The sequence below is a fragment of the Streptomyces sp. NPDC020597 genome, from assembly GCF_044335095.1.
In the GTDB taxonomy this organism is placed as follows: Bacteria; Actinomycetota; Actinomycetes; order Streptomycetales; family Streptomycetaceae; genus Streptomyces.
The window spans coordinates 53855-78186 of record NZ_JBIRUL010000025.1 but is presented as its reverse complement, the minus strand read 5'-3'; the positions used below and the strand labels follow the sequence as shown (position 1 = coordinate 78186).

Genomic DNA, 24332 nt, shown 5'->3' with positions numbered 1-24332 from the left:
TTGGCAGGTTTATCTTTGTGCGTGTAGTCAAGTTTGACTAGCGCAGGAATGGGGGTTTTCCATGGCCGACACGGCGATCACCGTCGAAGGCGTCCACAAGAGGTACGGGGAGACGCGGGCACTGGACGGGCTCGATCTCACGGTGGCACGCGGCACCGTGCAGGGAGTGCTCGGACCGAACGGCGCGGGCAAGACGACCCTGGTCAGAATCATGTCCACGCTGCTGCGACCGGACGCCGGACGCGTCGAGGTGGCCGGTCACGACGTGCTGACCGAGGCCCGCGAGGTCCGCCGGCGCATCGGCCTGCTCGGCCAGCACGCCGCCCTCGACGAGGAACTGGACGGCCGGCAGAACCTGGAGCTGTTCGGACGCCTGCACCGTCTCGGCTCCGGCCCCGCGCGCGTGCGCGCCGCCGAGCTCCTCGAGCGCTTCGGCCTCGCCGCCACCGGCCGCAAACCGGTCCGCTCCTACAGCGGCGGCATGCGCCGCCGGCTGGACCTCGCCGCCTCCCTCATCGGCGGGCGGCACGGCGCCGACCCCGAGGTGCTCTTCCTGGACGAGCCGACCACCGGGCTCGACCCGCGCGGACGCGCCGAGGTCTGGGCCGCGGTCCGCTCGCTCGTCGGCGGGGGGACGACGGTGGTGCTCACCACCCAGTACCTGGAAGAGGCCGACCAGTTGGCCGACCGCATCTGCGTCGTCGACCGCGGCCGGGTGATCGCCGACGGCACGGCGGACGAGCTCAAGGCGCTGACGGGCGGCGACCGCATCGACGTCGTCCTGCGCGACGCCGGCCTCCTGGGAGCGGCGGTCGCCCTGCTGCCCCTGCCCGGGGAGCACGTCGTCGTCGACGTCGACCGCCGTCTGCTCAGCGCACCCGTCACCGACCGGATGGCCGCCCTCTTCGGCGTCGTCCGCGCCCTGGAGGAGGCCGGGATCGAGGCGGAGGACGTGGCCCTGCGCCGCCCCACGCTGGACGAGGCCTTCCTGCACCTGACCGGCCGCGAGGACCGTGCGGACGACCTTGTGAAGGAGGCCGTGTGAGCGGCTACGCGTACGCCCTGACCGACTGCTGGACCATGACCCGCCGTGAACTCGCCCACTGGGCACGGCAGCCGGGCCGGCTGGCCGTCGGGTTCGTCTTCCCGGTGATGCTGCTGCTGATGTTCGGCTACCTGGTCGGCGGCGGCCGCGGGGTCGACGGCGCGTACCTCGACTACCTGATGCCCGGCATGCTCGCGCTCACCATGGCCTTCGGCCTGGAGGGCACGATGGTCGCCGTCACCCAGGACCTGAACAAGGGGGTCATCGACCGCTTCCGCGCGATGCCGATGGCCGACGGCGCGGTTCTGGTGGGCCGTTCGGCGGCCGACATGCTCCAGTCGGCCGTCAGCCTGGTCGTGCTCATCACCGTCGGCCTGGCGCTCGGCTGGCGGCCCCAGGGCGGTCCGGGCGCCTTCCTGGGAGCGCTGGGACTCCTCCTGCTGTTCCGCTTCGCGATGCTGTGGGCCGGCATCCATCTGGCGCTGGTGGCGGGCAGACCGGAGATGGTGCAGACCGTGCAGATCCTCGTCTGGCCGGTCGGCTTCCTCTCCAACGCCCTCGCCGAGCCCACGTCCATGCCCGGCTGGCTGGGCACGGCCGTCGAATGGAACCCGATGTCCCGCACGGCGACGGCGGTGCGCGACCTGTTCGGCGGCACGGGCGCGGACCCCGGCCACGTGTGGACGGCCGTGGGCTGGCCGCTGGCCCTGCTGGCGGTCTTCTTCCCGCTGGCGGTGCGGAAGTTCAGCCGCATGAGCCGCTGAGGCCGGGCCGGCGGCGGGACCCGGTCGCCGCGGTCCCGCCCCGTCCCGTCCCCTGCCGGCGGCGCCGGCGCCTCCCGGAGGGCGGGTCCGGGCGTCAGCGGACCGAGGTCCCGTCCTCCCGCAGCTGCATCTGCGGCCGACCCGTCACCAGCAGCCAGGCCGGCAGCGAGGCGATGCAGAGCAGGGTGATGATCGCGGGCGAGGAGACCAGGACGGCGGCGACGAAGAGGCTCACCCAGCCCTGCCGGGTAATGGCCAGCAGGAGGCCCAGCACCCCGGTGGCCACACCCACCGCGGGATGGACGTCCGGCACGAGCGCGTGGGCGGTGAGACCGAGGGCGGAGCCGACGAACACGGCCGGGAAGATCCGTCCGCCCCGGAACCCGGAGGTCGCCGCCACCACCAGCGCGGCCATCTTCACCACCGTCATCGTGGCGAACTGACCGGCCGTCCAGCCGTCGGGGTCGGCGGCGAGCTCCGCGACCTCGTCCAGCCCCTTGAAGAGCGTCAGATGGCCGCCCAGGGCCGCCAGCAGGCCCAGCACGACCCCGCCGGCCGGGAGGATCAGCATCGGGTGACGCAGCCGCGCGAAGGCGCCGTGGACGTAAGGGAAGGCGTAGACGCCGCACATGCCGAGCAGCGCGCTGACCGACGCGACCACCGTCGCCGCCAGCACGTCGGCCCAACCGGGCTGACCGAACGGGGGCAGGTCCAGGTCGAAGCTGGGATCGGCCAGCAGGGTGGTCGTCATCGCGCCGGACGCGGCGGCGACCAGCGGGGTGAAGACGCTGTCCCACAACGGCCCCTTGGTCTGCCGTCCCGCCAGCGCCTCGGAGATCAGCAGCGCCGCCGCCACCGGCGTGCCGAAGAGCGCGCCGATGGTCGCCGCCTCCGCCAGCATCACCCACACCGCGCCCGGCGCGGCCGGCCGGAAGCGGTGCCCCAGCCAGAAGACCACCGCCACGTTGACGGCGATGATCGGGTTCTCCGGGCCCAGACTGGGCCCGCCCGCCAGCATCAGGGCCGTCGCCACCAGCAGTCCGGGGAGGACCACCGGCGGCAGCACGCGCGCGTCCAGCCCCATGGTGGCCGGATCGGGGCCGGCGTGCCCCGGGGCCTTCCACACCACGAGCCCCACCAGCACACCCGTCATGGTGAGCATGACCATCATCCAGAGCACGGAGTACCGGCCCACGCCCAGCGCGTCCGGGAGGTCCTGCCACAGCACGTCCTGGAGTCGGTCGGCCGCCCCCTCCACCAGCAGGAGCAGCAGGCTCGCCAGCACGCCGACGGCGAGGGCGGGCAGGATCGACGGCAGCAGGGTGCGTGCCGGGGTCGCCGGAGGGCGGGGCGGCTGCTGTGCGGTGTCCTGGGCCACCCGCTCACGATAAGCGGGCAAAGCGGACATGACATGCGGGCTGCGGCAGACGGGTCCCAAGCCGCCTTGCACCTCACGCGGCGTGAGGACGCACGCTGGAGCACATACCGAGAAGGGAGCGGACGAAGTGGGCTACTCCGTGGGACAGGTCGCCGGATTCGCCGGTGTCACGGTGCGCACGCTGCACCACTACGACGACATCGGCCTGCTCGTCCCCGGCGGGCGCAGCCACGCGGGTCACCGGCGCTACGACGACGCCGACCTCGACCGGCTGCAGCGGATCCTGTTCTACCGCGAGCTCGGCTTCCCGCTCGAGGAGGTAGCGGCCCTGCTCGACGACCCGGCGGCCGACCCGCGCGCGCACCTGCGCCGCCAGCACGAACTGCTGACCGCCCGGATCGAGAAGCTGCAGAAGATGGCCGAGGCCGTGGAACACGCCATGGAGGCGAAGAAGATGGGCATCAACCTCACACCCGAGGAGCGGTTCGAGGTCTTCGGCGACAAGGACCCGGAGCAGTACGCCGAGGAGGCGGAGCGGCGCTGGGGCGGCACCGAGGCCTACGCCGAGTCGCAGCGCCGGGCCGCCCGCTACACCAAGGAGGACTGGAAACGCGTCCAGGCCGAGGTCCACGACTGGAGCGAGCGCTACGCGGCGCTGATGGACGCGGGGGAGCGGCCGGCCGGCGAGGCGGCCATGGACATGGCCGAGGAACACCGGCGGCACATCACCGCCTGGTACTACGACTGCCCGCACGAGATGCACGTGCGCCTGGGCGAGATGTACGTCGCCGACGAGCGCTTCAAGGCGTACTACGACTCGATGCGCCCGGGGCTCGCCGCGCACCTCGAGGAGGCGATCGCGGCGAACGCGGCACGACACGCCTCGTAGGGCCGGCCGGGAAGGCCCGGCGGTGGCCCAGGCCCCGGGTCACTCCCGGGTCACCCGGGTCATTCCCGGGTCAGGACCACCGCCGTCCCGTAGGCGCACACCTCGGTGCCCACGTCGGCCGCCTCCGTCACGTCGAAGCGGAACGCGAGCACGCCGTTCGCGCCACGCGCGCGTGCCTGCTCCACCAGCCGTTCCATGGCCTGGTTGCGGGTTTCCACGAGGGTCTTCGTCAGCCCCTTGAGCTCACCGCCGATCATCGACTTCAGGCCCGCGCCGATCTGGCTGCCGAGGTGCCGGGAGCGCACCGTGAGCCCGAAGACCTCGCCGATGACCTGCTGCACCCGGAAGCCGGGCACGTCGTTCGTGGTGACGACCAGTACGTCCGGCTCGGGGCCCTGCCCGCCGCCGTAATCATCGATGCCCATGTTCACAGGTTTGCCCAATGAGGGGCACGGTGCATCCTGGGGGAGCCCTGGGAACCTGGTCGCGCGGCGCCGCGTTGATAGCTTTGGGCGGCCAGGTCGCCCACCGACCGCCCTAACCCCACAGGAGCCCGGAACCCGTGACTACCCTCGCCCTCGGCCCCGAGTGGATTACTCCGGACTATCTGATCTCGACGTTCGGCCTGGTCGGCATCCTGGTCATCGTCTTCGCCGAGTCGGGCCTGTTCGCCTTTCTGCCGGGCGACTCCCTGCTGTTCACCGCCGGTCTGCTGGTCGCCGACGGCAAGTGGATCCACCAGCCGCTGTGGCTGGTGTGCACCCTGATCGTGATGGCGGCCGTCCTCGGCGACCAGGTGGGCTACCTGATCGGCAAGTTCTTCGGGCCGAAGCTGTTCAGCCGGCCCGACTCCAAGCTCTTCAAACAGGAGAACCTGGAGAAGGCCCACGAGTTCATCGAACGGTACGGCCCCAAGGCCATCGTCCTGGCCCGCTTCGTCCCCATCGTGCGCACCTTCGCGCCGATCATCGCCGGCGCCGGCCGTATGAAGTACCGCACGTTCATCACGTACAACGTCGTCGGCGGCGTCCTCTGGGGCACGGGAGTCACGGTCGCGGGCTACTTCCTCGGCCAGATCGACCTCATCAAGGAGAACGTCGAGGCGATCCTGGTCCTGATCGTCCTCATCTCGGTCGTCCCGGTGGTCATCGAGGTGCTCAAGGCCCGCAAGGAGGCCCGCAACGCCCCGGCCGCACAGGAGCCCGCCCGGCAGGCGCAGCAGCAGCCGTACGGGCAGCCCCCGGTCATGGACGACGCGACGACCCAGCTCCGCCGCATCGACCAGCACCAGCCGTACGGCGACCAGCACCAGCCGTACGGCGACCAGGGCCACCACGGGCACCAGGACCACCACGGCCACCAGAACGGGCACGGTCAGCAGGGCGGCCAGGGCCAGACCTACGAGAACGAGTACTACGGCCAGCAGTACCCGCAGCACCAGCAGCAGTACCCCCAGGAGTGGCAGCAGCAGCCCCCGCAGCAGCAGCCGTACGGCGGCGCGCAGCACGACGCCCGGCACCAGGGCCACTACCCCCACAACCAGGGGTACTAGGGAGACGACCAGGGCGGGCCTGGAGCGCGGGGGTCTCGCGACCCCCGCGTCAGGACCACCGCGCTCAGGACGCCCGCGTCAGAAGCCTCGCGTCCTCTTGGCGGCCCGGCGCTTGTCGGCGGAGCCCACCCGCAGGAACAGCCGCGAGATCTCGGAGCCGAGGTTCACCCCGATGGCGATGGCCATCGCCAGCGCCGCGGCCTTGGTGAGCGACACCAGCCCCGCGTCCACCTTGTTCTGCGCGATCGACAACAGCCCGAAGTACGTGGCCGATCCGGGCAGCAGCGGCCCGATCGCCGCGGTCGTGTAGGGCAACGCGGACGCGAACCGGTAGCGCGACAGCAACTGCCCGAACAGCCCCACCACCCCGGCCGCGACGGCCGTCGAGGCCACCGGCGAGATGTCGCCGGCGTAGTGCATCGCGCCGTACACCGACCAGGCCACCCCGCCGTTCAGCGTCACGGCCAGCACGGTGGACCGTTCCTGCTGCAGCAGGACGGCGAACGTCAGGGACAGCAGCATGGACGCGCCGATCTGCCACAGCGGCCGCTTGGAGACGCCCAGCGTCACGTCGGGGTTGAGATACGCGCCGAGCTGCACCCCGACGTAGAGCATCACCAGCACGCCGACCACGATGCCCACGAAGAAGTACATGACCTCCAACAGGCGTGCCGCCGCGGTGATGTAGAAGCCCGTCAGGCCGTCCTGGACGCCCGCCACCAGAGCCCGCCCGGGCAGCAGCGCGAACAGACCGCCGGTGATGACCGCGGACGCCTTCACGTCGACGTCCGCCAGCGTCAGCGCGATGCCGATCGCGGCCGGGGGCATCGCCGCCACCAGGAACTGGTAGAACTCCGGCAGCCCGCGGCCCGCGCACAGCCAGGCCAGCCGGTCGCCCAGCATCGCGCCGAGCAGGGCCGCGACGAACACGACCGCGTCACCGCCGACCAGCACCGAGGCTGCGCCCGCGAGCAGTCCGCTCGCCGAGGTCAGCACCCAGGTCGGGTAGGGGTGCCGGTTGCGGCGGATCTCCGCGAGACGCCGGTAGGCGTCCTCCAGCGAGAGATGGGAGTCGGCGTCGCTCAGGTCGTCCACGAGCTGGAAGACGGCCGCCAGACGTGTGTAGTCGGTGCCCCGGCGGCGCACCGTCCGCGACGCCGTCACCGGGTCCTCCACCAGGGACGGCTGGTACGAGATGGCCAACAGCGTGAACGTGACGTTGGGTTCGCAGCGGTCCAGCCCGTAGGAGCGGCAGACCGCGAACATCGCGGCCTCCACGTCCTCGGCGCCCTCCCCGCCCGCCAGCAGCAGTTCGCCGATGCGCAGGGTCAGGTCGAGCACGCGCGGGACGGCCGGACCGCCCTCCTCCGTCTTCGGCCCCGGCTCCGGCGCGGGCCGCTCGGTGACCGGCATGCGCAGCATCGTGCGCATCCGGTCCTGCCAGGGCAGGTCCTTGATCAGGCTCACCATCGGGACGCCGGAGGGCGGGGTGAACGCGGCCGGCGCCTCACGGGCGCTGTAGGTGCTCGGCACGCTGAACGCCGATCCCTCGCCCTCCCCGGCGGCCGGCTGGCTCACGTCCAGCCCCCGCGGAACGGTGAATTCCGAGGTGGTCTCGGACTCCCCGCCGGTTCTGGGCACGGTGAGCCCCACCGGCATCGCGAACTCGGACGTGATCTCGGGATCGAAGGCGCTCCTCGCCTCGTCCGACTGCGGTTTGCGGTTCTCCGCCTCCGACACTCAGCAACGCTCCCTGAACGACACCTTCCGTAGGCCTCAGTATGCGCACAGACGCCCGAGAGGGCCGCACACGCATGCGTGCGGCCCTCTCGACGACATCAGGCGACCGGGGCCTCAGTGACCGCCCTGGTCCTTGAAACGCTTGTAGGACCGCTCGATCTCGGCCTCGGCGTCGGTGCGGCCGACCCAGTCGGCGCCCTCGACGGACTTGCCGGGCTCCAGGTCCTTGTAGACCTCGAAGAAGTGCTGGATCTCCAGCCGGTCGAACTCCGACACGTGGTGGATGTCCCGCAGGTGCTCCACGCGCGGGTCCGTCGACGGGACGCACAGCAGCTTGTCGTCGCCGCCGGCCTCGTCCGTCATCCGGAACATGCCGATCGCGCGGCAGCGGATCAGACAGCCCGGGAACGTGGGCTCGTCCAGGATGACCAGCGCGTCCAGCGGGTCACCGTCCTCGCCGAGGGTGTTCTCGACGAAGCCGTAGTCGGTCGGGTAGGCGGTCGAGGTGAAGAGTCGACGGTCCAGGCGGATCCGACCGGTCTCGTGGTCCACCTCGTACTTGTTCCGCGAACCCTTCGGAATCTCGATCGTGACGTCGAACTCCACCGGTGGCTCCTCCATGATCAACACATAGTTCTGGTGGTTAAGTGTCCCTCACGCCGGTGTGTGATCGCGAAAGGGGCTGGTGTTCGTGCCGGAGCTGAGGCCTTGGCGGGCCGCGAGACCCCACGTGGTGCGGGTCACGGACGCCGTACGACCGCGTCTGGCACGGGCCGCAGGGATCGTACGGCCTCGTCTCGCGCGCGTGGCGGCGACCGCGAGGCCGCGGGTCGCACGGCTCGCGCAGGCCGCGAAGCCGCAGCTCGCGCGGCTCACCGGGACCGGCCCGAACGCCCGGTCCTGGCAGTACGGCGCGGGCGCCGCGACCGTCGGACTGGCGCTGGCCGCCGGTGTGGTGACCGCCGCCGGCCCCTGGGACTCCACCGGCCAGCGTACGGCCGAGCGGGACCGGGCGACCGCGCTCGCACGGACGGGTGGCGCAGATCACGGGCGTACGGCGGATTCGTCCCGTACGTCCGACACCGCGGCCGGAGCGCCGCGCCCCGCCCCCAGCGCCGCCTCCGTCCTGGTCGGCCTCGGCGGCGGCGTCGACGCCGTCAAGTCCGCCCCGGCCACCCTCCCGACGGGCGCCGGCGTCGCGAGCGTCCTGAACCCGCTCCTGGCCGACCCCGTCCTCGGCGCCCGGCACGCCGCCGCGGTCGTCGACGTCGCCACCGGCACGCAGCTGTACGGCGCCGGCGCCGGGACGGGTCTGACACCGGCCTCCACCACGAAGATCGCCACCGCGGTCGCCGCGCTCTCCGCGATGGGCGGCGAGCACCGCCTCACCACCCGCACGGTGCTCGAACCCGACACCAAGGAGCTCGTCCTCGTCGGCGGCGGCGACCCCACCCTCACGGCCCGCGACGACGACGGCGCGGGCTGGGCCGACCTGCGCGCCCTCGCCAGGTCCTCCGCCGCCGCCCTGAAGAAACGCGGCCTCACCCGGGTGACGCTCTCCTACGACACGACCCTCTACGCGGGCAGCGAAGTTCACCCCATCGGGCGCAACGGCAACCTCGCGCGGGTCACGGCCCTGTCCGCCGACGAGGGCCGTCCCGACGACTCCACCAGCGGTCCGGTCGCGCGCGTGCTCGACCCCGCGGCCGACGCGACCCGCACGTTCGCCGCGTTCCTGAAGGCCGACGGCATCACCACCACGTCCCCCGGCCCCTCCAAGGCCACCACGCGCGCGAAGAGCCTCGCCTCGGTCTCCTCGCCGCCGCTGTCGGTCCTGGTCGAGCGGATGCTGACCAACAGCGACAACGACATCGCCGAGGCCCTCGCCCGCCACACCGCCCTCGCGACCGGCGTCCGCGCCGACTTCGCGGGCGGCGGCGCCGCGGTCCGGGCCCGGTTGAAGAAACTCGGGCTGCCGACGGCCGGCGTCAGCATCATGGACGGCAGCGGACTCGACCGCCGGGACCGCATGACGGCGAACCTGCTGACCGCCCTCCTGGTCAAGGCCGGCGACCCGGCCCGTCCCGACCTGCGGCCCGTCCTCACCGGCCTGCCCGTCGCCGGCTTCACCGGCACCCTCGCCCACCGGTACACGGACGGCGCGGCCGGCGTCGTCCGCGCCAAGACCGGCACCCTGAGCGGCGTGAACGCCCTCGCCGGCACGGTCGTCGACCAGGACGGACGGCTCCTCGCCTTCGCCTTCCTGGCGGCCGACACGACCGACCCGGGCGCTGCCCAGGCGGCGCTGGACAGGGCGGCCACGGCGCTCGCGGGCTGCGGGTGCCGCTGACGCCCGCCGCGGCCCCGCCACCCCGGGCGCCCGGCCCGCCGCCCCCGAGGCGGCCCGGGCGCCGACCCTGACATCTCCCTGACCGGCCTCCTGCGGCCTGCCCCCGGCGGCGGCGCTCACGTACGGTTGACGCATGACGAGCATCGGTGGTGCTGCATCTGCGGGGATGGTCGACTGGAATCTGGCGGTGGCGACCGCGACCCGGCTCGTGCGGCCGGGTCCGGAAGTCAGCCGCGACGAGGCACGGGCCGTCGTCGCGGAACTGCGCCGGCACGCCAAGGCCTCGGAGGGGCACGTCCGGGGCTTCACCCGGATGGCCACCGACGAGATCCACGACACCCCCATCCTCGTCGTCGACCGCCCCGGCTGGGTGCGGGCCAACGTCGCGGGCTTCCGGGAGATCCTCAAACCCCTCCTGGACAAGATGCAGGAGCGCCGCGGCAACAGCCCCGGGGGCGCGGTCCTCGGAGCCGTCGGCGGCAAGGTCACCGGCGTCGAACTCGGCATGCTGCTCTCCTTCCTGTCCTCCCGCGTCCTCGGCCAGTACGAGACCTTCGCCCCGGCCTCCCGTGAACTCCCCGCCGGCGCGAACGGCGGCGGCCGGCTCCTGCTCGTCGCGCCGAACATCGTCCACGTCGAACGCGAACTCGACGTCGAGCCCCACGACTTCCGGCTCTGGGTGTGCCTCCACGAGGAGACGCACCGCACGCAGTTCTCCGCCGTGCCCTGGCTGCGCGACCATCTCGAGGGCGAGATCCAGTCGTTCCTCGGGGAGACCGACGTCGACCCGTCGACGTTCCTCGAGCGGGTCAGGGAAGCCGCGCAGTCCCTCGCCGGCGGCCGCCCCGAGGGCGAGGAGGACGACGGGGGCCGCTCCCTGGTGGAACTCGTGCAGACGCCCGCCCAGCGCGAGATCCTCGCCCGCCTCACCGCCGTGATGTCCCTCCTCGAGGGGCACGCCGACTTCGTCATGGACGGCGTCGGCCCCGACGTCGTCCCGACCGTCGCCGAGATCCGTGAGAAGTTCCAGCAGCGCCGCGCCAAGGGCGCCTCCCGGCTCGACATCGCCCTGCGCAAGCTCCTCGGCCTCGACGCCAAGCTCAAGCAGTACCGGGACGGCGAACGCTTCGTGCGGGCCGTCGTCGACCAGGTCGGCATGGACGGCTTCAACCGCGTATGGACCTCCCCGAACACACTTCCGACCAAGGCCGAGATCGGCAAACCGGCGGACTGGGTCGCGCGGGTGCACCGCAAGGCCGAGTCGTGAGCCCTCGGAACGTCAAGGGACGAATCCGGTCGACGGCAGGCGAACGCCCCTTCAATCACCCGTCCGAGGGACCGTCGGCCCGGGGCAGGCGTGCAATGCTCGGGGAACGCCCCGGTTCTGTCACCATCTACACACTCTGAGTGACCGAACCCGGGCTCAGCCCCCGACAACTTCATGAAGGGAACCGGACAATGGGTCCCCATCCTGCGGTCGCGGCGATACGCCTGGCGGTCCGCCGCGTACTCCACGACGTCCTCAACGACCACCCCGCCCCCGAGGCGAGCGCGCACGGACAGCCTCCGACGCCGCTCGTGCTCGTGGCGTGCTCCGGCGGCGCCGACTCCATGGCCCTCGCCTCCGCCCTCGCCTTCGAGGCCCCCCGGCTCGGCATCCGCGCCGGCGGCGTCACCGTCGACCACGGACTGCAGCCCGGCTCCGACCTGCGCGCCGCGGAAGTCGCCCTGCGCCTGCGCGAACTCGGCCTCGACCCCGTCGAGTCCACCGCCGTGACCGTCGGCCGCGAAGGCGGCCCCGAGGCAGCCGCCCGCGACGCCCGCTACGGCGCGCTCGACGCGGCCGCCGAGCGCCACGGCGCCGCCGCGGTCCTGCTCGGCCACACCCGCGACGACCAGGCAGAGACGGTCCTGCTCGGCCTCGCCCGCGGCTCCGGCATCCGCTCCCTGTCCGGCATGGCCGCCGTATCCGGCGGACCGGGGGCCGCCCGCCGCTACCGCCGCCCCTTCCTCCAGCTCGACCGGCAGACCGCCCGCAAGGCCTGCATGGTCCAGTCCCTGCCCGTCTGGGACGACCCGCACAACGCCGACCCGGCCTACACCCGCTCCCGGCTCCGCCACGAAGGCCTGCCCGCCCTGGAGAAGGCCCTCGGCAAGGGAGTCGTCGAAGCGCTCGCCCGCACGGCCCAGCTCTCCCGCGACGACGCCGACGCGCTCGACGCCTGGGCCGGCCAGGCCGAGTCCTCCGTACGGGACGCGGCCGGCCTGCTGGAGTGCGCCAAGCTGTACGCCCTGCCGCCCGCCGTGCGCCGCCGCATCCTGCGCCGCGCCGCGATCGAGGCGGGCGCCCCGGCCGGTTCCCTCTTCGCCCGGCACATCGAGGAGATCGACCGGTTGATCACCGGATGGCGCGGCCAGGGGGTCATCAATCTCCCCGGCAAAGTCGTCGCCCAGCGCCAGGGTGGCAGACTGGTGATTCGGCAAGGCTGATCCGGACCTCCGCCAGGACCGCTCATACGGTCGGCGTGGGCGGTCCCGGCGGCCGGTGGGACAACCGAAAGTGATGCGGGTGGACGCGAAAGACATGGGCACCGACCTCAAAGAGGTGCTCATCACCAAGGAAGAGATCGACGCGAAGCTGGCCGAACTGGCCGCGAGCATCGACGCGCAGTACGCGGGCAAGGACCTGCTCATCGTCGGTGTCCTCAAGGGCGCGGTGATGGTCATGGCCGATCTCGCCCGGGCCCTGTCCACCCCCGTCACCATGGACTGGATGGCCGTGTCGTCCTACGGCGCGGGCACCCAGTCCTCCGGCGTGGTGCGGATCCTCAAGGACCTCGACACCGACATCAAGGGCAAGCACGTCGTGATCGTCGAGGACATCATCGACTCCGGCCTGACCCTGTCCTGGCTGCTGTCCAACCTCGGCTCGCGCGAGCCCGCCTCCCTCAAGGTGTGCACGCTGCTGCGCAAGCCGGAGGCCGCCAAGGTGGCCATCGACGTCGAGTGGGTCGGCTTCGACATCCCGAACGAGTTCGTCGTCGGCTACGGCCTCGACTATGCCGAGAAGTACCGGAACCTCCCGTTCGTCGGTACGCTCGCGCCCCACGTCTACGGCGGCTGAACCCGAAAAGCCCAAGCCCCGTACGAAGATCGGGAACCCCGGCGGGCCTCACGCCGTTGGAGCATGCAGACGGGTGCGCCAGCCGTCCCGTGCGGCTTTGCGCGACGAAGCTGGGGTACCGTCAGAAGAACTGTCTTATCAAACTCACTATGGCAGGAGGGACGGGGCGACACCGCTCCGTATGGATGGACGTGAAGCGATACTTCCGTGGGCCGGTCATGTGGATCGTGCTGGCCGTCCTTGCCGTGGTCGTGTTGATGCAGGTCGTCGGCTCGTCCGGCGGCTACAAGACGGTGGACACCGGCCAGGTCATTGCAGCGATCAACGACAACAAGGTCGAGTCGGCCAAACTCACCACCGGTGACGAGCAGACCATCAAGGCCACGCTCAAAGACGGCGTGAAGATCAAGGGCAGCTCGAAGATCCAGGCGAGCTACATCGGCGATCAGGGCGTGACGATCGCCAACACGCTGCAGACCAAGTACCAGGACAAGCAGATCCCGGACGGCTACACGGTCTCTCCGACGAAGCAGAACGCCTTCGTCGGGATCCTGCTGTCCCTGCTCCCCTTCGTCCTCATCGTGGTCGTCTTCCTGTTCCTGATGAACCAGATGCAGGGCGGCGGCTCCCGGGTCATGAACTTCGGGAAGTCCAAGGCCAAGCTCATCACCAAGGACACCCCGAAGACGACGTTCGCCGACGTCGCAGGATCGGACGAGGCGGTCGAGGAACTCCACGAGATCAAGGAGTTCCTGCAGGAGCCGGCGAAGTTCCAGGCCGTCGGCGCCAAGATCCCCAAGGGCGTGCTGCTGTACGGCCCGCCCGGCACCGGCAAGACGCTCCTCGCGCGCGCCGTGGCCGGCGAGGCGGGCGTCCCCTTCTACTCGATCTCCGGTTCCGACTTCGTCGAGATGTTCGTCGGCGTCGGCGCCTCCCGGGTCCGCGACCTCTTCGAGCAGGCCAAGGCGAACGCCCCGGCGATCGTCTTCGTCGACGAGATCGACGCGGTCGGCCGCCACCGCGGCGCCGGCCTCGGCGGCGGACACGACGAGCGCGAGCAGACCCTGAACCAGCTCCTCGTCGAGATGGACGGCTTCGACGTGAAGGGCGGCGTGATCCTCATCGCCGCCACGAACCGCCCCGACATCCTCGACCCGGCGCTGTTGCGTCCCGGCCGTTTCGACCGCCAGATCGCGGTCGACCGCCCGGACATGCAGGGCCGTCTGGAGATCCTCAAGGTCCACCAGAAGGGCAAGCCGGTCGCGCCCGACGTCGACCTGTCCGCCGTCGCCCGCCGCACCCCCGGCTTCACCGGCGCCGATCTCTCCAACGTGCTGAACGAGGCCGCGCTGCTGACGGCCCGCTCGGACAAGAAGCTGATCGACAACCACATGCTGGACGAGGCGATCGACCGTGTGGTCGCGGGCCCGCAGAAGCGGACCCGGATCATGTCGGACAAGGAGAAGAAGATCACCGCGTACCACGAGGGCGGTCACGCCCTGGTCGCGGCGGCCTCCCCCAACTCCGACCCGGTCCACAAGATCACGATCCTCTCGCGGGGACGTGCCCTGGGCTACACGATGGTCCTGCCGGAGGAGGACAAGTACTCCACCACGCGCAACGAGATGCTGGACCAGCTGGCCTACATGCTGGGCGGCCGCGCGGCCGAGGAGCTCGTCTTCCACGACCCGACCACGGGTGCGGCGAACGACATCGAGAAGGCCACCGCCACGGCCCGCGCGATGGTCACCCAGTACGGCATGACCGAGCGTCTGGGCGCGATCAAGTTCGGCGGCGACAACACCGAGCCGTTCCTCGGCCGTGAGATGGCTCACCAGCGCGACTACTCGGAAGAGGTCGCCGCGCTGGTGGACGAGGAAGTCAAGAAGCTCATCGAGAACGCGCACAACGAGGCCTGGGAGATCCTGGTCGAGAACCGCGACGTCCTCGACAACCTGGTGCTGCAGCTGCTGGAGAAGGAGACGCTGGGCAAGGAGGAGATCGCCGAGGTCTTCTCGTCCATCGTCAAGCGCCCGGCGCGGCCCGCCTGGACGGGCTCCTCGCGCCGCACGCCGTCCACCCGTCCGCCGGTGCTCTCCCCCAAGGAGCTCGCTCTGACGAACGGCGCCAACGGCGCGACCCCGGCGATCTCGACCGCGAAGTCCACCGTGGTCGACGCCGGCCCGGTGGCCGAGCCCAGCCCGGAGGAGCGCCCCGAGAGCTGACGCTCCCGGCGGCCTCACCAGGCCCGGAATGGATGCCGCGCCCCCCAGGTTCTAGCCTGGGGGGCGCGGCATTTCTCCTGAACGATGCTCGATGCCGCAGATGAGGCGCGTGACCCATACGCGCGACCCGCACAGGAACGAGGCACCAGATGACCGACCCCGTGACGCTGGACGGCGAGGGCTCGATCGGCGAGTTCGACGAGAAGCGCGCCGAGAACGCCGTACGGGAGCTCCTGATCGCGGTCGGCGAGGACCCGGACCGCGAAGGCCTCCGGGAGACGCCGGCGCGGGTGGCGCGGGCGTACCGGGAGCTGCTGGCGGGCCTCAGGCAGAAGCCCGAGGACGTGCTGACGACCACGTTCGACCTCGGCCACGACGAGATGGTGCTCGTCAAGGACATCGAGATCGTCTCGCTCTGCGAGCATCACATGCTGCCGTTCCACGGTGTCGCGCACGTGGGTTACATCCCGGCGGAGTCCGGCAAGATCACGGGGCTGTCGAAGCTGGCCCGGCTGGTCGAGGTGTTCGCGCGCCGCCTTCAGGTCCAGGAACGTCTCACCACGCAGGTGGCGGACTCCCTGATGCGGATCCTCGAGGCCCGTGGCGTGATCGTCGTCGTGGAGGCCGAGCACATGTGCATGTCCGTGCGCGGCATCCGCAAGCCGGGCGCCAAGACCACCACGTCCGCGGTGCGGGGCCAGCTCAGGGACTCGACGACCCGCGCGGAGGCGATGAGCCTGATACTGGCGCGCTGACGCCGCCCGCGCTCGCACCCCGTCTTCGCCGGCCCCGCCGCCCTCGTGTGCGGCGGGGTCACGCCGTCGAGGCCGCGCCGTTCTCGTGGTCGTCGTCCTCCGGCAGCTTGCAGACGCGCTCCAGGAAGATGGCCGCCGCTATGACGGCGATGCCCGCCAGGACCGAGAAGCCGGCGTAGATGGCCTGGTCGCGGCGGGCGGGGATGTCCAGGGACTCCAGGAGGAAGACGCCCGTGCCCGCGTACATGCCGGAGACGAGCGCGGCGACCAGGGCGCTGGCCTGACCGAAGACGACGGCGCGGGCGGCCATCAGCGGGTCGACGCCCTTCGCCCCCGGGCGGCGCTCGCGCTGGGCCTTGAGGCGCGAGCGCAGCGAGATCGCCGTGGCGAGCAGGATCACCGCGATCACGGCGAGCACGATGGGCGCGGCCAACGGGACGCTGGGCAGGGTCCCGATCGAGTTCCAGAGGCGGGCGCCCGCCCAGGACAGGACGCCGGCCACGACGAACACGCCTGCCAGCACCCTGATGTGCAGCTCTCTCACGGTGTCCCTTCAGCTCCCCCGCAGTGGTCCTGCGACCTTCCTGTTGACCTTAACGACTACTCGGGCAGGTGGAGTTCCAGGTCCTTGCGGGCGGTGACGCCCTCGCGGGTGACCGCGTCGAGAAGGTCGGCGACGCTGCCGACGCCGGGCAGTTGGGCCTCGGGCTCGACGTCGTGCCAGGGGGCGAGCACGAACGCCCGCTCATGGGCGCGGGGGTGAGGGAGCGTGAGATGCGGGTCGTCGTCCACGACGTCGGCGTAGGCGACGATGTCGACGTCCAGCGTGCGGGCGCCCCAGCGCTCCTCCCGCACCCGGTGGAAGGCCTCCTCGACCGCGTGCGCCCGCTCGAGGAGGGAGGACGGCGGCAGGGTCGTCTTCAGCAGGACCACCGCGTTGAAGTACGACGGCTGGCTGCCGGGCTCGACGCCCCAGGGCGCCGTCTCGTACACGGGGGAGACGGCCTTGATGCGGACGCCGGGGGTGTCCTCGAGTGCGTCGACGGCGCCCTGCAGCGTCTCCAGGCGGTTGCCCAGGTTGGAGCCGAGGGAGAGCACGGCGCGTTTGGGGTTGTGCAGGGTGGTGTCGGCGGCGTCGACCCTCTCGACGACGGAGGCGGGCACCGGCTGAACGGTCGGGTCGCTCTGACCCCCGGCGAAGAACGCGGTCATACTCGGCTCCGGGTGATGGTGACGGTCACGTCGTCGAAGGGCACGGTGATCGGGGCGTCCGGTTTGTGGACGCAGACCTCGACCTCCTGGACCGCTTCGTGCTGCAGACAGACCTGGGCGATGCGTGCGGCGAGCGTCTCGACGAGGTCGACGGGCTCGCCCTCGACGACGGCCACGGCCTCCTCCGCCACGATGCCGTAGTGCACGGTCTTCGCCAGGTCGTCGTCGGCCGCGGCCGGTCGGGTGTCCAGGCCCAGGACGAGGTCCACGATGAAGGTCTGGCCCTCCTCGCGTTCCTTGGGGAACACGCCGTGGTACCCGCGGGCCTTCAGGCCGCGCAGCGCGACACGATCCACGCGAATCACTCCTGCAGTCGTCGGTTCCGGCCGGTGCGTGCCGCGTGCGGGCGGCACCCCGGCCTCGCTCGAATCTACCCGCGAGCACCGACAGACCCGGTCTCCGGCCGCGGTGGCCCGGGCGGGAGCCCGGAATGTCCCCGGCCGTGCCGACCGGGGAGCCCGGTGCCTCAAGGGTTGGTAGCCGCCCCTACCCACGGGTTCGTGATTCCAACCACTTCTTCGCCCGGGTGGGCCTTTTGGACCTCGCCGCCCGCCTTGCGGGGGCGCTCCCGGCGGCTCAGGACGGGGTGTCCTGCTCGTCGTCGTCCTCGTTCTCGTCGCTCTCGTCGTTCTCGGCGAGCACCGGGGAGGCGTGATGCGACCAGAGCTTCCAGCCGTCCGGGGTCCGGCGGAACACGTTGGTGGCGACCACGAGCTGGCCGACGAGCGGGCCGAGCTCCTCGCCGGCCTCCGGCGCCGGCCCGCCGCTGAGGATGTTCTCGGTGCAGTTCACCAGGGCGGTGTCGCCGGTGACGGAGACGTGCACGTCGGTGAGGAAGAACTGGATGTAGTCGGTGTTCGCCATGATCAGCGCGTACGACCTCAGGACCTCGGCGCGCCCGGTGAGCACGGGCCACCCGGGGTGCACGCACGAGACCACACCGACGTCGGCCGGGTCGTGGTACGTCTCGTCCACGCCCAGATCGGACGGGGCCAGCCAGAAGGACGACACCCCGTCGAAATCACCTTGCTCCAGCGCCTCGTAGAAGGCGGTGTTGGCGGCCTCGACCTGCTCGACGTCCGTGTGGGGGGCGCTCACCGGGCTCCTTCTGCGTAGGGCGGGTGGGGAGGGGCGGGCGGGCCGGGTCTGGCGTGCGCACCGGATGCGTCCGTCGCCGGCCGCGCCGGGTCGGGTGCGCCCGCGCCCCGCGCGCGCCTTTCCGCACGCGCCCCTTCCACGGCGCGCGCGACCTGCACCGCGTCGGCCGTCGCGCGGACCTCGTGCACCCGCACGGCCCAGGCGCCGGCCTGCGCCGCGAGAGCGGACACGGCGGCGGTGGCCGCGTCGCGCTCGCGCGCGGGGGGCGGGGCGCCTTCCGGTCCGGCCAGGACGCGACCGAGGAACCGTTTGCGGGAGGCGGCGACGAGCAGCGGGTGCCCGAGGGAGCGCAGCCGGTCGAGGTGGGCGAGCAGGGTGAGGTCGTGGTCGGCCTCCTTGGAGAAGCCGAGCCCGGGGTCGACGACGATGCGGTCGGGGGAGACGCCGCCGGCGAGGACGGCGTCCACGCGCGCGTGGAGCTCGTCGACCACCTCGGCGACGACGTCGGCGTAGACGCCCCGGACGTTGCCGCCCTCGAGGAAGCCGCGCCAGTGCATGACCACGAAGGGGGCTCCGGCGTCCGCCACGGCGGGAATCATCGCCGGGTCGGCGAGGCCGCCGCTGACGTCGTTGACGAGTGCGGCGCCGGCGGCGAGGGCCCGGGCGGCGACGGAGGCGCGCATGGTGTCGACGGAGACGACGACGCCTTCGGAGGCGAGACCGCGGACGACGGGGACGACCCGGCGGAGTTCCTCGGCCTCGTCGACGCGGGTGGCGCCCGGGCGGGTGGACTCGCCGCCGACGTCGACGAGGTCCGCGCCTTCGGCGACGAGATGCAGACCGTGCTTGACGGCGGCCGTCGTGTCGAACCACCGGCCGCCGTCGGAGAAGGAGTCGGGGGTCACGTTGACGACTCCCATGACCGCGCAGCGGTCCCATTGCGGAAGTCCGACGACGCGCCCGCGTCCGCTCTGCTTGCTCATATGTTCAGCGTAGGCCCAGGAGGGAGCCGTGCCGCGGCGCGGCTCCCGGGCAGGGGCCCGGCCCGGCAGCACGCGGCTCCACGAGCCCGTGCTCCCTAGGCCGCGCGTACGTCTCTCTCCGCCACCGTGTGCGCACACGCGCGGGCCGCGGAGGAGCGGCGGCGCAGGAAGCGCGGCAGGGGGAGGGCGAGGTTGACGAAGCCCTCGGCCTGCATGGCGGCGAAGCCGATGCGGGGCAGGTCGCCGGAGGCCCGGTAGACGACGAAGCGGGGCTCCCAGCGCGGCTGGAACTTGGCGTTGAACTTGTACAGCGACTCGATCTGGAACCAGCGCGAGAGGAAGACCAGCAGGCCGCGCCAGGCGCGCAGCACCGGGCCGGCGCCGATCTTCTCGCCGCGGGCCAGGGCGGAGCGGAACATGGCGAAGTTCAGCGACACGCGCGTGATGCCGAACTTCGGCGCGGCCTGGAGCGCGGCGACGATCAGCAGTTCGTTCATGCCGGGGTCGGCCGAGCGGTCGCGTCGCATCAGGTCGAGGGAGGCGCCGTCCGGGCCCCAGGGCACGAAGTGCAGGATCGCCTTCAGGTCGCCGTACTCGCCGGGGACCTCGTCGGCCTTGTGGGCGGTGGCGATGAGGCAGTCCCCGTCGGAGGCGTCGCCGACGCGGCCCAGGGCCATGGAGAAGCCCCGCTCGGTGTCGGTGCCGCGCCAGTCCTCCGCGGCGCGCCGGATGCGCTCCAGTTCGGCCTCGCCCAGGTCACGTACGCGCCGCACCCGGGTCTCGTAACCGGCGCGTTCGATGCGCTTGACCATCTGGCGCACGTTGCGCATCGCGCGGCCGGCGAGGGAGAAATCCGCGACGTCCACCACCGCCTCGTCGCCCAGCTCCAGCGCGTCCAGGCCGGTCTCGCGGGTCCACACCTCGCCGCCGGTCTCCGAGCAGCCCATGACGGCGGGCGTCCAGGAGTGGGCCTTGGCCTCGTCCATGAAGCGCTCGATGGCGCCGGGCCAGGCCTCGACGTCGCCGATGGGGTCGCCGCTGGCGAGCATCACGCCGGAGACCACGCGGTAGGTGACGGCCGCCTTGCCGCTGGGGGAGAACACGACGGCCTTGTCGCGACGCAGCGCGAAGTGGCCGAGGGAGTCGCGCCGGCCGTGCTTGTCCAGCAGGACGCGCAGCCGGCTCTCGTCGTCCTCGGTGAGACGCGCGGCCGGGTGCTCGGGGCGGAAGGCGAGGTAGATCGTGGTGACGGCGGTGATCCAGCCGAGGGCGCCGAGGGAGAAGGCGACGGTCCAGGAGGTGTTGCCCTGGTAGTCGACCGGGCCCTCGAAGCCGAAGAGGCCATACAGGACGTGCGTGATGCGGTCGGCCAGGCTCGGGTCGCCGATCAGGCGCCCCGGGTGGACGCTGACGATGACCAGGCCCAGCCCCAGGGAGCCGGCGCCCATGAGGACGAAGTTGGCGAGCGCACGCCAGCGGCTGCGCGGGTCGGGAAGCGCCTTGAACTGGTCGCGGTGCACCAGTAGCGGGACGAGGAGGGCGATGGAGATGAGCGCGCCCACGATCGAGTGCCGGTACATGAACTGCGAGATGGCGCCCGCCGGGAGCAGGACCACGGCCGCCCGCCAGGCGCGCCGCTTGCCGCGCCGGAGTCCGTGGGCGAGCAGCAGCAGCAGGACGCCGGCGCTGAGGGACAGCGCCGCCGCGAAGGGCCCGAAGGAGCCGGGCAGCACCTCGGCGAAGCTGTGCATTCGGCTGTGCCGGAACCGCGGGAAGACGCCGCCGGCGACGTCCAGCAGGCCCACGAGGGCACAGGCCCGGGCGACGAGGGACGGCACGGCCTCGGGACGTGGCCCTCGCACTATCCGCCGCACCCGGCTGCTACGGGGCGGAACCCCACCCGACATTTCCCCATCTTCGGTGACAGACATCGCATCCCGTAGTTCCGCGAGAGACTTTGGACCCGGTGCCGATTCGGGCATCCGGCGACATTGCGCCCTCTAGGACGGTGTCTTGGGGAGAGAGGTTCACTCGTCTCGCCAAAGCCGCTGAAAAGAACAGGGAAAGTTCGGGACAAGCCCTCGCGAAGGAGTCGGGGGAGCGGGCGTGATCCCGGACGGAGAGCAGGCAGGAAACACCGCATGGGTCTCACGAGCAACAAAGTGCTGCTGCTGTCAGTGCTGTTCGCCGTATTGCTGTTCATCGGAACGGTGTGGCTGTGGCCGCGTCTGGCGCAGCGCAACTGGCGGGCCGTCGGCGGGCGCATCGGGCTGCTGCTCGCCACGCAATTGGCACTCTTCGTGTCCATAGGGCTGTCCGCCAACCAGGCGTTCGGCTTCTACGCCAGTTGGGCGGACCTGTTCGGTCAGGAGACGGATCAGGGCGTGGTCGTCGACCATGCGAAGGGCGGCGCGCCGGCGGGTCCGCTGCGGGTGGTCGACACCCGGCGGGTGGACGGCAGCGGCAGCGGGACGCCGCGCTTCGGCGGGCAGATCCAGAAGATCGCCGTCATCGGGCGTACGACGGACATCGCCACGCCCGCGTACGTGTACCTGCCGCCGGAGTACTTCGAGCCGCAGTACCGCACGCGGACCTTCCCCGCGGCCGTGGTCCTCACGGGCTACCCGGGCACGGCGGAGGCGCTGGTGAACAAGCTGCACTACCCGAGCACCGCGCGGACGCTCGCGAAGAACGGGCGCATGCAGCCGATGATCCTGGTGATGATGCGGCCGACGGTGGCGCCCCCGCGGGACACGGAGTGCGTGGACATCCCGACGGGCCCGCAGACCGAGTCGTTCTTCGCCAAGGATCTGCCGGAGGCCGTGACGGCCCACTACCGGGTGAACAAGAAGCCCGGCGGCTGGGGCATCATCGGCGACTCCACGGGCGGGTACTGCGCGCTCAAGCTGGCGATGCACCACCCGGAGGTCTACGGGGCGGGCGCGGGCCTGTCGGCCTACTACAAGGCGCCGAGCGACCCGACCACGGGCGACCTCTTCCACGGGAACAAGAAGCTCCGCAATGAAGCCGATCTGCACTGGTTCCTGAAGAACCGTTCCGCTCCGGCCACCTCGCTGCTCGTCACCAGCAGCCGGACCGGCGAGTCCAACTACAAGCCGACGATGAAGTTCATAGAGCTGGCGAAGGCCACCCACAGGACCAGGATCTCGTCGATCATCCTGGACAGCGGCGGGCACAACTTCAACACCTGGCGCCGGGAGATCCCGCCGACCCTGGAGTGGATCAGCGCGCGCCTCACCGCGCGATGAGGGGCGACCGGCGGGGGCTGCGGTGTGACGCGTGCGGGGCGCGACGTGCGGTGTGAGGCGTGCGAGGCGTGCGGTGGCGGGTGACGGGAGTGTGGGGCCGGGCGGGCGTCCGGCCGGGCGCGGGCGGGCGCCGGTGAGGCCGCGGGAATCGGGTGAGGAGAAGCGGGAGCCCCGGACCGGAAATGATCTTGCCGTTTGTCGAATTCGGTGGCAGCCGGGATTCGTGATGTTCTGTGAAGGCTTCGGTATGGCTGAGTTTTTGTGGGGCGGGGCACCAACATTCGCCTACGCGCGGTAAGTTTCTGGCCATGCCACGTGGACGTCACCGTCATTCCCCGCCTCTGCACAGGCTGCTGCCCCCCTCGGTGATCGCAGGCGTCTCCCTTGTCTGCGCTCTCGGCCCCTGGGTGTTCACGCAGCAGGCGACTCTCCGCGGCCTGGCGGCGGCGGCCGCGATCACGGCGATCGTCGGCGCGGTCGTGATGCGCCGCTGGGACATGCAGGCCGGCAAGCACGTCGCCGACCTCACGCGCGCGCGTGCCAGTGACGAGTGGCGTTACGAGGAACGTGTCGCCGAACTGGAGAGCGACCTCGACGAGTCGCGTGAGCTGCGGGTCAAGCTGGAGCAGCGGCTGCGGGCCAAGCGCGCCGAACTCGCCGGCCTGCGCAACGAGCACGCGGCGCTGCTGCGCCGCTACGCCACCGCGGAGACCGAGCGGGCCAGCGCCCTGGAGGGCCGCCGGCTGCTCGAGATAGAGGCGGTGCCCGCGCTGCCCGGCGCGCCCGCGAGCGACGCCGGCGCTGACGCCGTCGACGCCGCGGACGCCGTCGAGGCTGGGGACGCCGTAGAAGGCGCGGAGGCGGCCGGGTCGGCGGCGGACCGGACGGACGAGGCGGCCGGGCCGGGCGAGCCCCGCGACGACGTGCCGCAGTTCTCGGCCGCCTTCTCGCCCGAGGGTTCGAAGCTGTTCCTGCGGGCGCAGGCCGCGCTGGCGCGGTTGGACACCGACGGCGTCGAGTCCACGAAGGGCCAGGACCTCGCCGGGGACCTCGCCGCGAACCCCTCCGGCCGGGAGCCCGCGCAGGCGGTCTCCGCGGAGGCCGAAGCCGTCGACGGCGACGCGAACGCCGCCCAGGAGGACGAGGCGCAGGGGAAGCCCGAGGCGGTCGACGAGCACGCGCGCGCGACCGCCCCCCACCCGGCAGCCGACGAGACCTCACAGGCCGAGGCGACTCCGGCGGGCGACGAGACCCCGCGGGCCGACGGGACTGCGAACGACGCGGCCCCGGGGCCCGTCGTCCCCGGGAACGAGCACCCGGTCGCCCTGTCCGACGCGCCGGAGGCCGTCGGGCCCCGTGCGCAGTCGGACGACGCGCGGACCGCGCAGCCCGAGCCGCCCCTGGACCCGGAGCCCGGCGCGGCCCCGGCGCCCGACGCCCACGCCGCCTTCGAGGCCGGCGTGTCGGACACGGCCGGCGCGCTCGTGCCGCGTCCCGCCGCTCCCGTGCGGTCGCCCTCCGGTCACTTCGCCGTGCCGACCGCCGTGGCCGTCGTCCCGGCCGCCCAGCCCGTGCGGCGCCCGACGGCCGAAGGCGGGTTCGACTTCTTCGGCACCAAGAGCGAGTCGGCGCCGGACGCCCTCGAAGCCGTCCAGAACGAGGACCTCGCGGACGTCGTCGGCCAGGAGGCCCTCGCGCTGCACAAGGCCGAGTCCGAGGCGGAGTTCAAGCCGGCGGACGAGGCGTCGCGCGGAGTGGGACAGGTGATCGACCTGACCGCCCACGACGAGACCGAGCAGATCGACCTCCAGCAGCTGCGCAGCGCGGTCTCCTGACGTCGTCGCCGCGCCGCCGCCCGGTCCGCACGGCGCGCGGCCGAGACGGCCGG

The 24332-nt window shown here is 71.9% G+C and carries 22 protein-coding genes; 12 read left to right on the top strand and 10 right to left on the bottom strand.

Features of this window, described 5'->3' with window-relative positions; all coding sequences use genetic code 11:
• Window positions 1-61: 61 nt before the first annotated feature.
• Both ACH4ZA_RS31545 and ACH4ZA_RS31540 read left to right on the top strand, forming a co-directional pair.
• A complete protein-coding gene (locus tag ACH4ZA_RS31545) occupies window positions 62-1045 on the top strand; it encodes an ATP-binding cassette domain-containing protein (protein ID WP_398432659.1) in 984 nt (327 codons plus the stop codon).
• A 35-nt stretch (window positions 1046-1080) separates the two neighbouring features.
• Entirely contained in the window at window positions 1081-1809 is a 729-nt protein-coding gene (locus tag ACH4ZA_RS31540) for an ABC transporter permease (RefSeq protein ID WP_398432672.1), read from the top strand.
• 94 nt (window positions 1810-1903) lie between these two features.
• On the opposite strand, the gene ACH4ZA_RS31535 is transcribed toward ACH4ZA_RS31540, so the two are convergent.
• Complete coding sequence (locus ACH4ZA_RS31535; protein WP_319275451.1) at window positions 1904-3187, bottom strand: ion channel protein; 1284 nt, start codon at window positions 3185-3187, stop codon at window positions 1904-1906.
• A 127-nt stretch (window positions 3188-3314) separates the two neighbouring features.
• Here ACH4ZA_RS31535 and ACH4ZA_RS31530 point away from each other — a divergent pair, with 127 nt between their 5' ends.
• Window positions 3315-4076, top strand: coding sequence for a MerR family transcriptional regulator (locus ACH4ZA_RS31530; RefSeq protein ID WP_319275450.1), 762 nt, complete (start codon window positions 3315-3317; stop codon window positions 4074-4076).
• A gap of 59 nt (window positions 4077-4135) precedes the next feature.
• Here ACH4ZA_RS31530 and ACH4ZA_RS31525 read toward each other — a convergent pair whose 3' ends face one another.
• A complete protein-coding gene (locus ACH4ZA_RS31525) occupies window positions 4136-4501 on the bottom strand; it encodes a YbjQ family protein (RefSeq protein WP_319188533.1) in 366 nt (121 codons plus the stop codon).
• Between the two features lie 137 nt (window positions 4502-4638).
• Here ACH4ZA_RS31525 and ACH4ZA_RS31520 point away from each other — a divergent pair, with 137 nt between their 5' ends.
• On the top strand, window positions 4639-5628 hold the full coding sequence (locus ACH4ZA_RS31520; RefSeq protein ID WP_398432658.1) for a DedA family protein: 990 nt from the start codon (window positions 4639-4641) through the stop codon (window positions 5626-5628).
• A 78-nt stretch (window positions 5629-5706) separates the two neighbouring features.
• Here the strand turns inward: ACH4ZA_RS31520 and ACH4ZA_RS31515 are convergent, their stop codons facing one another.
• On the bottom strand, window positions 5707-7368 hold the full coding sequence (locus ACH4ZA_RS31515) for a threonine/serine exporter family protein (RefSeq protein ID WP_319275447.1): 1662 nt from the start codon (window positions 7366-7368) through the stop codon (window positions 5707-5709).
• A 114-nt stretch (window positions 7369-7482) separates the two neighbouring features.
• Entirely contained in the window at window positions 7483-7974 is a 492-nt protein-coding gene (locus ACH4ZA_RS31510) for an inorganic diphosphatase (protein WP_007452023.1), read from the bottom strand.
• 79 nt (window positions 7975-8053) lie between these two features.
• On the opposite strand from ACH4ZA_RS31510, the gene dacB reads away from it, so the two are divergent.
• The 6 genes from dacB (at window position 8054) to folE (ending at window position 15822) form a co-directional block, all read left to right on the top strand.
• The gene (gene dacB, locus ACH4ZA_RS31505) at window positions 8054-9718 is read left to right on the top strand and encodes a D-alanyl-D-alanine carboxypeptidase/D-alanyl-D-alanine-endopeptidase (RefSeq protein WP_398432657.1); all 1665 of its coding nucleotides are present in this window, start codon (window positions 8054-8056) and stop codon (window positions 9716-9718) included.
• A gap of 133 nt (window positions 9719-9851) precedes the next feature.
• The gene (locus ACH4ZA_RS31500) at window positions 9852-10985 is read left to right on the top strand and encodes a zinc-dependent metalloprotease (protein ID WP_319275444.1); all 1134 of its coding nucleotides are present in this window, start codon (window positions 9852-9854) and stop codon (window positions 10983-10985) included.
• 191 nt (window positions 10986-11176) lie between these two features.
• Window positions 11177-12208, top strand: coding sequence for a tRNA lysidine(34) synthetase TilS (gene tilS / locus ACH4ZA_RS31495; RefSeq protein WP_319275441.1), 1032 nt, complete (start codon window positions 11177-11179; stop codon window positions 12206-12208).
• Between the two features lie 73 nt (window positions 12209-12281).
• Complete coding sequence (gene hpt / locus ACH4ZA_RS31490; RefSeq protein WP_319275982.1) at window positions 12282-12842, top strand: hypoxanthine phosphoribosyltransferase; 561 nt, start codon at window positions 12282-12284, stop codon at window positions 12840-12842.
• Window positions 12843-13027: 185 nt separating this feature from the next.
• Window positions 13028-15067 (top strand): ATP-dependent zinc metalloprotease FtsH, encoded by a 2040-nt coding sequence (ftsH, locus tag ACH4ZA_RS31485; protein ID WP_319275440.1) that lies wholly within the window; start codon window positions 13028-13030, stop codon window positions 15065-15067.
• 149 nt (window positions 15068-15216) lie between these two features.
• On the top strand, window positions 15217-15822 hold the full coding sequence (gene folE, locus ACH4ZA_RS31480; RefSeq protein ID WP_319275438.1) for a GTP cyclohydrolase I FolE: 606 nt from the start codon (window positions 15217-15219) through the stop codon (window positions 15820-15822).
• A gap of 58 nt (window positions 15823-15880) precedes the next feature.
• Here the strand turns inward: folE and ACH4ZA_RS31475 are convergent, their stop codons facing one another.
• The 6 genes from ACH4ZA_RS31475 to ACH4ZA_RS31450 form a co-directional block, all read right to left on the bottom strand.
• A complete protein-coding gene (locus ACH4ZA_RS31475; protein WP_319275436.1) occupies window positions 15881-16366 on the bottom strand; it encodes a DUF3180 domain-containing protein in 486 nt (161 codons plus the stop codon).
• A 56-nt stretch (window positions 16367-16422) separates the two neighbouring features.
• The gene (gene folK, locus ACH4ZA_RS31470) at window positions 16423-17034 is read right to left on the bottom strand and encodes a 2-amino-4-hydroxy-6-hydroxymethyldihydropteridine diphosphokinase (RefSeq protein WP_319275435.1); all 612 of its coding nucleotides are present in this window, start codon (window positions 17032-17034) and stop codon (window positions 16423-16425) included.
• Window positions 17031-17390, bottom strand: a complete 360-nt coding sequence (gene folB, locus ACH4ZA_RS31465; RefSeq protein ID WP_319275434.1) for a dihydroneopterin aldolase — start codon at window positions 17388-17390, stop codon at window positions 17031-17033. Before folB ends, folK begins: the two co-directional genes overlap by 4 nt.
• 280 nt (window positions 17391-17670) lie before the next feature.
• Window positions 17671-18192, bottom strand: a complete 522-nt coding sequence (locus tag ACH4ZA_RS31460) for a nuclear transport factor 2 family protein (protein WP_319275433.1) — start codon at window positions 18190-18192, stop codon at window positions 17671-17673.
• Window positions 18189-19175 carry a dihydropteroate synthase gene (folP, locus tag ACH4ZA_RS31455; RefSeq protein ID WP_398432655.1) on the bottom strand — a complete coding sequence of 329 codons (987 nt, stop codon included), beginning with the start codon at window positions 19173-19175 and terminating at the stop codon, window positions 18189-18191. Before folP ends, ACH4ZA_RS31460 begins: the two co-directional genes overlap by 4 nt.
• Window positions 19176-19270: 95 nt before the next feature.
• Window positions 19271-21082: a phosphatidylglycerol lysyltransferase domain-containing protein gene (locus tag ACH4ZA_RS31450; protein ID WP_398432654.1), complete on the bottom strand. Its 1812-nt coding sequence runs from the start codon at window positions 21080-21082 to the stop codon at window positions 19271-19273.
• Window positions 21083-21316: 234 nt separating this feature from the next.
• Here ACH4ZA_RS31450 and ACH4ZA_RS31445 point away from each other — a divergent pair, with 234 nt between their 5' ends.
• Window positions 21317-22444 carry an alpha/beta hydrolase gene (locus tag ACH4ZA_RS31445; protein ID WP_398432653.1) on the top strand — a complete coding sequence of 376 codons (1128 nt, stop codon included), beginning with the start codon at window positions 21317-21319 and terminating at the stop codon, window positions 22442-22444.
• Window positions 22445-22752: 308 nt separating this feature from the next.
• Window positions 22753-24279: a hypothetical protein gene (locus tag ACH4ZA_RS31440; RefSeq protein ID WP_398432652.1), complete on the top strand. Its 1527-nt coding sequence runs from the start codon at window positions 22753-22755 to the stop codon at window positions 24277-24279.
• Window positions 24280-24332 lie beyond the last annotated feature (53 nt).